The organism is Serratia ficaria (assembly GCF_900187015.1).
GTDB classification, from domain to species: domain Bacteria; phylum Pseudomonadota; class Gammaproteobacteria; order Enterobacterales; family Enterobacteriaceae; genus Serratia; species Serratia ficaria.
Genome location: NZ_LT906479.1, coordinates 1,948,145 through 1,961,818, shown reverse-complemented (window position 1 = coordinate 1,961,818; position 13,674 = coordinate 1,948,145). Strand labels below are relative to the sequence as shown.

General features: G+C 62.0%; 7 protein-coding genes. All 7 read right to left on the bottom strand.

Features of this window, described 5'->3' with window-relative positions; translation table 11 throughout:
* Positions 1-8: 8 nt before the first annotated feature.
* Entirely contained in the window at positions 9-2,501 is a 2,493-nt protein-coding gene (locus CKW09_RS09190; RefSeq protein WP_095096892.1) for a fimbria/pilus outer membrane usher protein, read from the bottom strand.
* A 14-nt stretch (positions 2,502-2,515) separates the two neighbouring features.
* A complete protein-coding gene (locus CKW09_RS09185; protein WP_061798210.1) occupies positions 2,516-3,211 on the bottom strand; it encodes a fimbrial biogenesis chaperone in 696 nt (231 codons plus the stop codon).
* 49 nt (positions 3,212-3,260) lie between these two features.
* Complete coding sequence (locus CKW09_RS09180; protein ID WP_370671121.1) at positions 3,261-3,857, bottom strand: fimbrial protein; 597 nt, start codon at positions 3,855-3,857, stop codon at positions 3,261-3,263.
* Between the two features lie 646 nt (positions 3,858-4,503).
* Positions 4,504-4,716: a hypothetical protein gene (locus CKW09_RS09175; RefSeq protein WP_061798371.1), complete on the bottom strand. Its 213-nt coding sequence runs from the start codon at positions 4,714-4,716 to the stop codon at positions 4,504-4,506.
* Between the two features lie 150 nt (positions 4,717-4,866).
* Entirely contained in the window at positions 4,867-6,150 is a 1,284-nt protein-coding gene (gene entS, locus CKW09_RS09170; protein ID WP_061798370.1) for an enterobactin transporter EntS, read from the bottom strand.
* A gap of 98 nt (positions 6,151-6,248) precedes the next feature.
* Positions 6,249-13,388 carry a non-ribosomal peptide synthetase gene (locus CKW09_RS09165; RefSeq protein WP_095096889.1) on the bottom strand — a complete coding sequence of 2,380 codons (7,140 nt, stop codon included), beginning with the start codon at positions 13,386-13,388 and terminating at the stop codon, positions 6,249-6,251.
* Positions 13,389-13,423: 35 nt separating this feature from the next.
* Positions 13,424-13,642, bottom strand: a complete 219-nt coding sequence (locus CKW09_RS09160) for an MbtH family protein (protein ID WP_269458458.1) — start codon at positions 13,640-13,642, stop codon at positions 13,424-13,426.
* Between the last annotated feature and the right edge of the window lie 32 nt (positions 13,643-13,674).

Below are 13,674 nucleotides of genomic sequence, written 5' to 3'. Positions count from 1 at the left end.
CCTTTTACTTACTGGCACACATTAGAGGTGGCATTCATCGCCATCTGCGGGCGCGCTATCCTGCAACTGCCGCTATTCAACCGCACCAGCAGCGACGTCGGCGCCTGATCCGCCCGGAGATACAGCATGCTGGCCTGGCCGACAAAACCGATGGATTTGCCCGTTTGATCCGTCACCTCAGCGCCAAACGGCAGCGGTTCGCCATTAGGTTTAAAGGCGCGCAAGGTGTAGGACTGGCGCCGATCGGTTTCGAATTTCAGGTAATTAACCGCCCCGGCATAGGGGACGCTGTTGGCGATATTGCCGACGATCTCGGCGCCGGAACTGTTGCCGGTGTCCGACAGCGTGACCGAGTTTTGGCGGTACGGCGTGGCGTAGGGCACCAACGCCAGCCCTTCCGCGTTGGTGACGATGCTCTCATCGCCGTTTACCATCAGCCCCCCGGCCTTTGGTGCGTCAACCACCATCATGGTGCTGCCGATTTCGTTTGACGCCAGCAGATGCCAGGGGATCGCCACCAGGCTGCCGCGGCCGCTTAAGCCCGTCTGCCGGTAATCGGAAGATTCGCTGTAAGAAGCGCCCAGCGTTGAAACCCGGGTGCGGTATGCGGCATTGACGCTCGCCATAGTGTCGCCGCCGGTTTGATTGCTGCCTGCAATCGCATAGCTCAGGCGGTTCGACTCAAGCGCATTGCCGCTCAGGCTCACCGTGCTTTGCTGATAATGCGCGCGGGTGGCCGATAAGCTTGCGCTGAGATACGCGTTGCTATCGAACATCGACAGCGGCACGCTCAGCGACAGGTAAAAGCGCGTCTCTTCCTGATGATTGGCGTTTCTGACCCGGCTGGCGGAAATGTTGTAGTTAATGCGTTCAAACGCGTTCGAATAACCCAGTTGGTATTCCTGACTTTTATTATTGTCCGACCAGTAATCACGCTGGGTACCGGAGAAGTACAGGGTGCCCCACCCCTCGCCGAGACGCTGGTTAAGGTTCAGATTGAACGTATTGCGCGGGCGCGCGGCCCGCACGGCATCCCAGGTATTCATATCGAGCGGGTTCTGGCCGGCGTCATCCGCCTCGCGCCCTTCGCGCAGCCGTTCGTCGAGCTGGCGGTATCCTTCATGGGCATAGATGGCGTCGTTAAAGCTGTAGTAACCCTTGGTCGAATAGCGGTAGGCGGCCAGCGTAAAGTTGGTGTCGGTGGCGTCGAGAAACTTGCTGTAGGAAATACGGAAACTCTGGCCGTTTTCACGACGATCTTTTAACTGCGTGCTGGCCTGGGTCACATCGACCGACACGGCGCCGATCGGCAAGTTCCAGCCGCTGCCGAGCAGGTAAGAGCGATAGTCGTCGCTGTAAATGGTGCCGAGGTAGCCGGTCACCAGGTTGTTGAACCCGTATTGCAGGGTTCCCTGCACAAACGAAGGCGTATAGTCGGTGTTTGCCTGATGCACCTTGCCGGCTACCACGCTGTATTTATTGACGCCCTGTTTCAACATGTTGGGCACCGAGGAGAACGGCACGGTGAAAGACTGTTCACGGCCGTCGGCTTCCTTCACCACCACCAGCAGGTCACCGGCAGAACCGGTAGGCAAAATGCTGTCGAGGGTGAAAGCGCCCGGCGGCACGTTTTCCTGATAAATGACGTTGCCGTTCTGCAGGACTTTAACCAGCGCATTGCTCTGGGCAACGCCGCGCACTACCGGCGAGAAGCCTTGCTGGGAATTCGGCAGCATGTTGACATCCGAAGCCAGCGCCCCGCCGCGCACCCTGATCGAATCGAAGAGATCGCCGGGCGAATAGAAATCCCCCGCCGTCAGATTGGATTTGATGGCAGCAAACCCGCGCTGCAGATAACGCGTATTGTTCTGCCAATCGCTGCCTTGCCGCGAACTTTTTCTGAACGAACTGCTGTCGCGGAACTGCCAGCCGGCCAGGTTGGCGCCAGACTCCAGGCCGGCGTAAAAGTCGTCGGTCGACTCTTTATTGCCGTTTCGCGCTTTGACGTTGTAGTAGGTCGCATTGTAGGCCAATAAAAATGCCGGCACGCCCCGGTCCCAAAAGCGGGGGTCGACATAGCCGGCTTCGGCGCGGATCACCTGCGACTGCGGCACGGTTAATCGCAGGCTCAGCGTGGCGACCTCGAAATCGAAGCTTCCCCCCTGCACCAGTTGACGCATCGGCATATAGCCTGCGCCGGCCGCGTTGGGCAGTGCGGACATATCGATACCCAACGCCGCAGCGTCGCGGCGCTCGATACCGATATCGTCTCGATCTTCGCCAAACAACAGGGTGAACCGGCCTTTCCACGCGTTATTGACATAAATGTCCACCGTCTGTTTTCCCGCAGGCACATCATTATTGATATAAAAGCGCGACAGGTCTGACTCACGGGAAGTTCCGGCCAATAGCGAGGTGTCGAAATTCGTTGCCGATGCTTTATCAAGCAACAAGAATGAAGAAACAGTCAGTAACGAAAGCACTTTTATTTTTAGCTTCATTTTTGTTTTTCACGTTAATGCGAAGTAACGGCTTTGGATTTATAAGCCCCCAGATCGTCGATATACCTTAGTGTGTATGCCGTGTTCTTACTGACCGCGGTTTTACTGGCGGCGAAGGCGCTGGAGAAAGGCGCAACCATGACGGAATCGACCAGCAGATGCTTTTTCGTTCCCTGATCCACATTCGCCAGGGTGAAAAAATAAGGGCTTTTATTCACCACCCTAAATCCCTTATTTTCAACCTGCAGCACAATGGCGTCGGTAATGGCGTTTACGCCGCCTTTAAGCGAAGCGGGGCGATAAAACAGCTTGATGCGCGATTTGATCGCCAACTGCAGAGTATTGACCCCCTGTAAATTTTCCGGCGTAGGCGGGATATCCAACACATTTAAATAAAATACCGACTCCCTATCGGCGGGCAGCGCCGCCCCCACCTTCTGGATCCGCAGCTGCTGGCCATTATTGCCGGATACTTTCACCACCGGGGGAGAAAGCAGAAAGGGGACATTTGCCGTCTCGGGGGTTGAATTTATATCGCCATCGTCAATCCAGGCCTGCACCAGGGAGGGGTCGCTGCCATTATTCACCAGCTGAACGATAACATCGCGGTTTTTTTCCGGATAAATAACACGAGTTCCGTTGATGACAATGTTGGCATAAGCGCATGCACTGCCGAGAAATAGCCCAGCAAAAATTAAATACTGTCTCATAATCACCCCTAAGGCCAGGCCCTAAAACAGGCCTGGCGCGTTATTGCAATTACAGGTAGGAAATGGTGTACGTCACGTTGGAACTCAGTTCGCCAACCTTTGCAGCAGAGACATTGGTTTTGTAATAGTAGGCGTCCAGCGTCAACGTTTCAGAATCAGGGGCGGTTTGATCCCCTTTGATTTTGGTGAGGTAAGGCACGTTCAGCGGGATTGGCGTGGAGGAACCCGGCTCCGCCAGGGAGAAGCCGACGTTTTTCGCCACTGCCGCATCGCTTTCGTTGACCGAGCTGTTCAGCAGATATTTGCCGTCGGTGGAAATGTTGTTCGCCGAGGAGAAATAGATCTTCAGTGGGGTACCCGCCGTACCCGCCGCCGGCGTACAGCCGGAAAACGTCAGCGAGAACGATTTTTTATTCTTGGTGATCGGCCCGACCACCACGCCGGCGTCGGTGACTGAAATAGGGCTCAATGCGACGGTGAAATCTGCGCTTTTTCCGCCGTTGATGGTACAGGTGGTATCTGTGACGGCTCCGGTAAATGAAATAACGCCACCGGCAGAGTTATCCGCCGCCATTGCGCTTGCAGAACCTAAAGCCGCAGTTAATACCGCCAGAGTGATACCTTGCTTAATCATAATAAACTCCATTACTTTCTTCGCTAAGATTGCATATATATCTTTGTATATATCAATAAACCAGGCTGGATATGCGGAGGCGTAGACAATAACAAGGTATTGACAGCATCCTGCTATCTGAATGTTTATATATGATGATATATACTTTTATATATAATTGAGTGTGTATTAAAACAGATCAAACGGTGGAAAACTCCTAGTCGCCGTCTGATTCCCCATATTAATTCCAAACTTAAAAAAATTGCAACAGCGGAATGGAATAATTTTCATTAATGGCTATGCAATTTAGTTTCATCGCACACAGATGTTAATAACGCTGCATCAAGAGAATGAATCGGTGAAATAGCGCAATACCAATGGAGTGGTAGCCGCCCGGCCGCCGCGCTCAACTGACTGGCAGTCTAAAAATCACACCAATGATATATTTAATATGAAACCTTATATCTTCATATGGCGGTAATTTTGAAAATTATTTTTCACTGCGCGGGCATGGATATATCCATTGAATTAGATTTTAATTTATATTTTTTAATCGTAATATTTATATATTTTTGGATATACACTCAAATCCGTTGTGCCGTTGGCGAGGATGACCAATAAAAAACCCCGGGCTCAGAAAGCGCGGGGTTATCGGGGTGGCATCTTGTCAGGCGCCGTATCAGGGCTGTTTTTCTACCCGGGTGATCCCATGTTTTTTCATGACTTCATCCATGGTCAGCTTTTCGTCATAGGGCGTTTCGTCAACCTCTACCCCTTCCGGGCGAACATAGGGCTTGGTCGCACGTTTGAACATCCACCACCAAACGAAAACCAAAAATGCACCGGACTTCAGAAAGATCATGGTCCACAGTGCCACTTGATACCAGTTCATCTCTATCTCCATGAAAGCGTTAAGCGCAGACGATAAGATCGGCGTCCGTCCTGTCTCAGGCGATGATACTCTAAATATTCCGCTGAGAGCCCCTCTTCTCGCCCGCAAAATGCGAAAAAAGCGGCGGGCTCCCATCGCCCGGAACGCGTTTTACGAGGACGTCGCCTGCGGCGTTTCGGCCGGCTCTGGCTCCTCATGCAGCGATGGGGCGCCCATCACCGCCTTACGCAGCGGCCCGACGCACAAGGCGATGCCCACCCCGCACAGCGCCGCCACGCCGCCAAACGCCAGCACGCTCAACGCCGGCGTCAACATGCGCCCCAGCACGCCGAGCCCCAGGGCGCCGATCGAATCGCCGGTGACGTCCTGCGTCGTCCACACGCTGTTAACCCGCCCCAGCAGGCGATCCGGCGTGTGGCTTTGCACCAGCGTATATTGCAGCAGCGAAGCCATGGCGCTCAGATAGCCGTAACAGGCCAGCGCGATCAGGGCCAGCGGCAACCAGCCGACCACGCCCAGCGCGGCAATCGCCAGAAAAGCGCCGATCGCGCAACCCAACAGCAGCATGCCCGGGCGGGCGACATGCGTCACCCACCCGCTGGTGAAGGCGCCGATCATCGCGCCCAGCGGGACCGCCGAATACATCAGGCCGATGGCCGCCGGGCCGGCATGGTAGGCCGTTTCTGCCAGCGCCGGAAACAGCACGCGCACCGCGCTTATCACGCTGATCAGCGCGCCGACGATCACCACCGAACAGACGATTTTATGGCTGAAGACAAAGTGAATGCCGGTAGCCAGAGAACGCAGAGGATGCTCCGGCTCTTGCGGTTCCGGGCGCATGCCGGGCAGGCTGAACAACGGGATCAGGGTAATCAGGGTGCCGATCGCCGCAATCGCATAGTTCCATTCGACGCCGTAAGCCACGATCACCACGCCGCCCACCGCAGGCGAAACAATCGCGCCCAGACGCACCGTCAACATGCTCAGCGCCCCGGCGGTCGCCAGATTTTCACGGCCGACCAACGCCGGGATCGCCGCCATTAACGCCGTCATGCCCAGCGCGCCAAAGAAGCCGTCCCAGACCGCCAGAATATACAGCGCCGCCAACGAAGGGGCCGCCAGAAACGCGTTATAGCTGAGCGCGGCAAAGCCCAGGCCGCAGGTGGTGCGGGCGAACAGGATCAAACGGCGGCGATCCAGACGATCGGCCAATACGCCGCCCAACAGCAGGCCGACAAACATGCCGGCGCCGTCCAGCGCAACCGCAATCCCCACCTGCAGGGTGGAGCCGGTCATCGCCTGGATCTGCACCGGCACGCCCACCGCCAGCATGCCCAGCGCCAAAACCGACAGCAGGCGCGCGATAAAAATGGCGCGAAAATTCGCATTACGCTTCAGCAAGCCGAAGTTTACAAAGATTGAGGGTTTAGCCATGTTCATTCCAAACTGCATCAAAAATACGGGCGTGCGGCGACGCATTCCTGCGCCGCCGCACGCGGTTCACGGTCCCGGCGAGCTGCGCCGGGTTTCGGTCAGCGCCCCAACGCGTCGCACCCCGCCAGTATCCGCCGCAGCAAAGGCCCCAATACCGTCATGGTTTCCGGCGACATCATGGTGATGTGCGAGCAGTCCAAAACGTGGGTTTCCAACTGGCTGACATAAGGCGCCCAAACCGCCTGCGGGTCGGCATCCAGCGTCTGCGAGGCGGCAAACAGCGTGATCTTGCCGTCGTAGCGCGGCGTTTTGGCGGCGGACAGCAGGCCGACCGAATCGTCATAGTTGGCCTGGATCTGATCGAACATCGCGCGTTTCTCCGCTTCGTCGTCGCCGGCGGACGCCATAAACAGGGCGCGCTCTCGCTCGACCTCCTCAAGCGCTTCGGCGGAAATCGGCGCATGCCAGTCCTGCGTTTCCGGCGGATAGGTGTCGAGCAGCCCAAGGAAGGCCACCTCTTCGCCCTGCTCGCGCAGCTTGACCGCGATGGCTTGCGCCACGGTGCCGCCCAGCGAATAGCCCATCAGGTGATACGGCCCGCTCGGCTGCAGCCGCCGCAGGGTGGCCAGATGCTGCTCGCACAGCGCATCCATATCGCGGTTGGCGGCAATCGCCCCGTGCGGCCGCGGCGACTGCAGGCCGACGATGGGGATCTGCCCCGGCAAATAGCGCGGCAACAGGCTGAACTGCCAGGCGAATCCCGATGCCGGATGCACGCAAAACAGCGGGCGCCCTTCGCCGGCGCGCAGCGGCAGCGCTTCGTCGAAGCCCACGCCGTCGGCCGCCGCCTCCGACGCCAACGCCGCCGCCAACGCCGCCACGCTGGAGGCTACCATCACCTGCCCGACGGCCACCGGGCGCATCAGCTCGCGCTTAAGCTCGGCGGCCAGGCGCATCGCCAGCAGCGAATGCCCGCCAAGGGCGAAGAAATCGTCTTCGGCATCGACCCGCTCCACCCCCAGCAAGCGGCAGAACAGCGCGGCAATCTGCCGCTCCAGGCCGGCGGCCGGCGCCCGGCCCTGGCCGGTTTTGCCCGTCGGCGCCGGCAACGCCTTGCGATCCAGCTTGCCGTTGGCGCTAAGCGGGAAGGCGTCCATGGCGACCAGGGCCACCGGCACCATATGCGCCGGCAGGCGTGAAGCCAGCTGGGCGCGCAGCGCGTCGACATCCAACCGGGCGCCGCTCGTCGGGATCACATAGCCCACCAGCTGCCGCTCATCGGCGCCGGCCATGCGCCCCTTGCCCTCGCCCGGCAGGCGCGCATGCACCACCGCCTGCCCTACCTGCGGCAGCTCCAGCAATGCCGCTTCAATCTCCCCCAGCTCAATGCGCTGGCCGCGGATCTTCAGCTGATCGTCACTGCGCCCGAGGTATTCCACCGTGCCGTCCGGCAGCCAGCGCGCCACGTCTCCGGTGCGGTACATGCGCTGCCCCGCGTGAAGCGGGTTGGCGACGAAGCGGGCGGCGTTTAAATCCGGCCGCGCATGATAGCCCTGCGCCAGCTGCACGCCGCCGAGGTACAGTTCCCCCGCCACGCCCAGCGGCACCGGCCGCAACAGGTGATCGAGGATGATCAGCTGCGTGTTCCACACCGGTTTGCCGATCGGCACGCTGACGCCGCTGACCTGCGCCAGGCTGGCGCCAAACGCCGGCTGATAGCTGACATCCACCGCAGCCTCCGTTGGGCCATACAGGTTATGCAGCGGCGCGGCGGACAGCCGCTGCCAGGATTCGCAGAGTTCGCGCTGCAGGGCTTCGCCGCTGCAGAACACCTGACGCAGCGTCGGGCAAGCGCCGCGCCGTTGGTCGAGCGAAGCGACAAAAGCGGCCAGCATCGAAGGAACGAAGTGCAGCGTGGTCACGCCGCGGCTTTCAATCAGCCCGCGCAGAGTTTCCGGTTCACGATGCGCTTCCGGTGGCGCCATAAACAGCCGGGCGCCGACCATCAGCGGCCAGAAGAATTCCCACACCGAGACGTCGAAACTGCACGGCGTCTTTTGCAGCACAACGTCTGCCGGCGTGAGCGGATACTGCGCCTGCATCCAGCGCAGGCGGTTGACGATGGCGCCATGCGACACCACCACCCCTTTCGGCCGCCCGGTCGATCCTGAGGTATAGATCAGATAAGCGGGATGCTGCCGGGTAATGCGCACCGGCCGGAAGCTCGCCTCAGGCAACGGCTCGTCGGTCAGCAGCAGCGGCGCCAGATCATTGAAACGCTCGGCCTGCCGGCTTTCGGTTATCAGCAAACGCGGCTGGGCGTCTTGCAGCATATAGGCCAGGCGTTGATCGGGATATCCGGTATCCAGCGGCAGATAGGCGGCGCCGGCCTGCAGGATGGCCATCAACGCCAGGCTGAGTTCGGCCGAGCGAGGCAAGGCCACCGCCACGCGGTCTCCCGGGCGCACGCCCTGCAGCTGAAGCTGGGCGGCCAGCGCGTTAACCCGCTGCCGCACCTGCCGATAGGTCAACTCGCCGTGAATATCCGCCAGCGCGGTCGCCTGCGGCGTCGCCTCGGCCTGGCGCGCCAGCGCATCGCACAGCGTCTCGGCGGGCAGCGCCATCTGGGTGGCGTTCACCCGCTGCTGCAAGGCCATTTCCTCCGGCGTGCGCAGGTCCATCGCCGCCAGCGGCTGCGCCGGGTTTTCAACCAGCGCGGTCAGGATCGTCAGCAACCGCTGGGCCAGCGGCCGCGCATCGCCGACCGCCGCGCGGTATTCCAGCTGCAGACGCAGCCTTTCGCCGGGCAGCGCCAGCAGGGTCAACGGATAGTGGGTATAACCGTGGTTATCCATCGCCGGGCAGCGCAGCCCCTGGAATCGCCGCTGGTGCAGCCCCTCGTCTTCCGGGTAGTTCTCCACCACCAGCATGGTGTCGAACAGCGTGCCGCTGCCGGCCAGGCGCTGAATTTCGCCCAGCCCCAGCCCGTCGTGCTCGAGCATTGGGATCTGTTGCTGCTGTTGCGCCTGCAGTTGGGCCAGCAAGGGCCGCTCAGGCTGCAGGCGGAAACGAACCGGCAGCGTATTGCTGAACAGGCCGACATGCTGTTCGATGCCGCTGATTTCGCTGTAGCGGCCGGATACCGGGGTGCCGAACACCACATCGTCGCGGCCGGCCAGCGCCCCCAGCAAGGTGGCCCAAACGCCCTGCAGCAGGGTGCTGAGCGTAATGCCCTGCTCGCGCAGCAACGCTTTCAGCGCCTGTTCCAACCGCGCCGGGATCGACACCTCCAGCTCATGGACTTCCCCGGCGATGTCCGCATCCGGGTACAGCAGCGTCGGCACAACGCCGAGCAGCCTTTCCCGCCATGCATCGCGCTGCGCGTTGCGATCGCGCTGCGCCATCTCGCCGATCAACGCCGCATAGTCGACCTTAAGCGCCGGCAGCGTTTCGCCCCCGTACAGGTGCAGCAGGTCGTGCAGCAAGATGGCCGATGACCAGCCGTCGCCCACCAGATGATGCGCCGCGATCAGCAGCGTATGGCGCTGCTCGCCAAGGCGCAGCAACACCGCCGACAGCAACGGCTGCGGGCTGGCCGCCATCAGGTCCTGCGCCAACAGTTCCTTCTCCAGCCGCCCGAGCGCCTCTCGCTGCTGCGGTTCCGCCATGGCGGACAGATCGAGGGTCCGCCATGGCCAGGCCGCGGCGCCGGGCTGCGGCAACACCTGCAGCGGCTCGTCGTGCAGGTCGCTGTCAAAAATGGCGGCCAGCTGAGGATAGCGCACCAGCAATTGCGCCAGCGTATCGCGCAACCGCGCGGCGTCCAGCGGGCCTTCCAGATCGAAACGGCTGATGGCGTTGTAATTGTTGGCCTGGCTGCCCAGCTGGGCGTGGAACAACAGGCCCTGCTGCAACGGCAGCACCGGCAATACGGCATGCATCGCGCCGTATTTATCCCGGGCGCGCTTCAGGACGGCGTCCGGCAACCGCAGCGCCGCCGCCGGGCGCCGGGTCTGCGCCAGCGCTTGCAGCGCCAACGCCATGCGCGCCGGCGTGCGTTGCGAGAACACCTCTTTCGGCCGCAGCTGATAGCCTTCGCGGCGCAGCAGGGTGCCGAGCCCCATGGCGGAAATGCTGTCGCCGCCCAGGGTAAAGAAGTCGTCGTCCGCCCCCACCCGCGCCAGCCCCAGCAGGCCGGCCATCGCCCGGCAGATCAGGATTTCCTGCGGCGTCTGCGGCGCGCGGCTGGCCTGTTGAACCGGCCGCTCCGGCGCCGGCAGCGCCCGCCGGTCGATTTTCCCGTTCACCGTTAAAGGCAGCTCATCGAGCACCACCAATACGGCGGGCACCATATAATCCGGCAGGCTGAGCGCCAGCTGCTCCAGCAAATTCGATGACAGCGCCGGGTTGGCGCGCAGCGCGGCGTCCGGCACCGAGCAGTAGCCGATCAACCGGTGCGTCGCGCCGATCGCCTCGGCGATCGCCACCGCGGTACTGACCTGCGGCAGAGCGACCAACGCATTCTCCACCTCGCCCAGCTCTACGCGGAAGCCGCGCACTTTAATCTGGTGATCGGTCCGCCCGACGAAATCGAGCTGGCCGTCGCAGCGCCAGCGCATCAGGTCGCCGCTGCGGTACATCACGCCGCCCGGCCGGAAGGGGTTGGCCACAAAGCGCGCCGCCGTCAAATCCGGCCGCCGCAGGTAACCGCGCGCCAGCCCGGCGCCGGCGATATACAGCTCGCCCACCACGCCCACCGGCACCTGCCGCAGCTGCCCGTCGAGCAGATACACTTCGGTGTTGGCGACCGGCCGGCCAATCACCGGCTGTTCGGCCACCCGCGCGCTGGCGCCCAGGGTATCGATGGTGTATTCCGACGGACCATAATAGTTGTGCACGTTCAATTCAGGATGCTGCCGGAGCAAGTTCCACAGCCGCGGCGTGGCCGCCTCGCCGCCGATCATGATAAAGGCCGGGCGGTGCCTGCCGGCCTCCAGCAGGCCGCCGTCGATCATTTGCGTGAAGAACGACGGCGTAATGTCCATCGCATCGATCGGGATCCGATCCATGGTCTGCACCAGCGCATAGGCGTCGCGCCGCAGCTCTTCGTCGAAGATGTACAGCTCGCAGCCGATCATCATCCAGAACAGGGGTTCCCATGAGGAGTCGAAGGAGAAGGAGGCGGTGTGGCCGGCGCGCATGCGGCGCGTATTGTGCCGCTGGAACTCGGCCATCGCCGGGCCATAAAGATGGCTGGCATGGGCGTGCAGCAAATTCAACAGGCCCTGGTGGGTGCTCATCACCCCCTTCGGCCGCCCGGTGGAACCCGAGGTGTAGATCATGTAGGCCAGGTGCGCGCCGTGCAGCGGCATCCGCCGCTCGGCGTCGCTGACCGGCCACGCCGAATGCCGGGCGCAGGCGGCGAGGAAGTCGGCATCGTCCAGCAGCAGGATCTCCGGCAAAGGCGGCAGCTGCGCCTGGGTGGCGGCATGCGCCAGCAGCAGCCGGGGCCGGGCGTCGTCGCACATCAGCGTCAGACGGTCGCGCGGGTAGTCGAGATCGAGCGGCATGTAGGCCGCGCCGCTCGCCAGCACGCCAAGGATCGCCACCAGCGAATCCACCGAACGCGGAATGCCGATCGCCACCACGTCTTCGGCGCCGACGCCGCGCGCGATCAGCTCGCGCGCCAGCTGCGCCACCCGGCCCGCCAATGCCTGATAGCTCAGCTGCGCATCGCCGCAGGCCACGGCGATATCCTGCGGCTGCGCCATGACCCGCTGCCGGAAGATATCCAGAACCGAAACGGCCCCGGCGGGCATCGCCAGCGCCGGGCCCTTGGCCCACTGTTCCATCATGGCCAGTTCGGCATCCGCCGCCAGCGCCAACGCCCCCAACGGGGTTTCGGGCCGCGCGATCAGCTGCCGCAGCAGGAACAGGAGCCGTTCGCCGTGCAGGCGCAGGCTGGCGTCGTCATAGCGGGATGGGTTGGCCGCCAGCTCAATCGTCAGCTCGCCCTGCTGGAGATAAATTTCAAACTCCAGATCGTCCACCGGACCGGTCGCCAGCGCATGGGTGCTGCCCGTAACGCCGCCCAAATCCAGGGCGTAGTCAAACATTTTGAAGTTGAACACCGGGCCATACAGCTCGCGCTGCTGGCCGACCAGCCCCAGATCGCGGCGCAGTTGTTCCGCCTCATAGCGCTGGTGCTTGCGCGCCCGTTTGATTTCCGCCGCCAACGCCTGCGCCACGTCCGCCAGGCGCTGTTCATCCCCCAGTTGCAGCTGCAGCGGCAAGATATTGACCACCGGCCCCAGCGCGTTCAGGGCTGCGGACCCCATTCGGCGCATAAACGGACAACCGATGGAAAGGTGGCTCTCGCCGCTCATGCGATACAGATACACCGCCAGCGCCGCCATCAGCGTTTCCGGCACCGCAACCTGAGCGCCCTGGGCGATGGCCAACAGCCCTTCGACCCCGGCGGCGTCCAGGCTGGCGCGATAGCGCCGCACGCGCAGATCGCCGGCATCCGCCTCGCCGCCGCTCGCCAATGAAACTGCCGCCGGCAGCGCGGCGCAGTGTTGCTGCCAAAATGCCGCGTCGCGCCGTGCGGCTTCGCTCTGCCGATAGCGTTGATACTCCTCGACCACCGCGGCGAACGGCGTAAACGGAGAGTCGCCGATCGGTTTACCCAGCGTTAGCGCGCGGTAAATGTCGACGATGCGCCGGGTCAGCGCGGCGAAGCTGAAACCGTCGATAGTCAGATGATGGAAACGCTGGAACCAGAACCAGCAAGGCGTGGCGCCGCCGTCCGCTGCGGGCACCCGCGCCAGCAGCTGGCGATAAAGCGGCGCATCGCCGTCCGCGGGCAGCTCGGCGGCGAGATCGGCCTGCATCAACGCCAGCGCGGCGGCGCGGCCATCCTGGCGCCCGCTGAAATCCAGCAGCTCCAGCGGCTGCACCTGCGCGGGCGTGCAGCGCTGCGGAATGCGTTGCAAGGGGCCCTGCTCGCCCTGCAGGAAGGTGGCGTGCAGGGTATCGGCCTCCGCCAGGCCATGACGCACGGCGACATCGAGCCGCGCGGGATCGATGTCGCCCTGCAGCTCGATATAGTGAGCGACGGCGAAAATATTACGACGGTCGGCGATTTGTTCGGCCAACCAGATACCGGGTTGCGCGGCAACCAGCGGCAATTCATGATAGCCCGCCGCAAGGGCGGGAGTAACGAGAGCTTCTGACACGATGGCAATTCCTTTGTCCGTTGACGACGTCTGGTTTAGCGGCCGGCGTTTTGCAGCCTGAGCGGGCGCATATCTTGCCAGTGGGCCTCGATATAGCCGACACAGGCCGGGCGCGCTTCGGGGCCGAACACCGCCCGCCAACCGGCGGGCAAAGCGGCGAACGCCGGCCACAGGCTGTATTGCGCTTCGTCATTGACCAGAACGTAAAACGGATGGTTTTCATCGTCGAAGGGATTCGCTTGCATTTGACTCATTTTCCTTACCTTTAAAGTAACGTTGTTCTGCG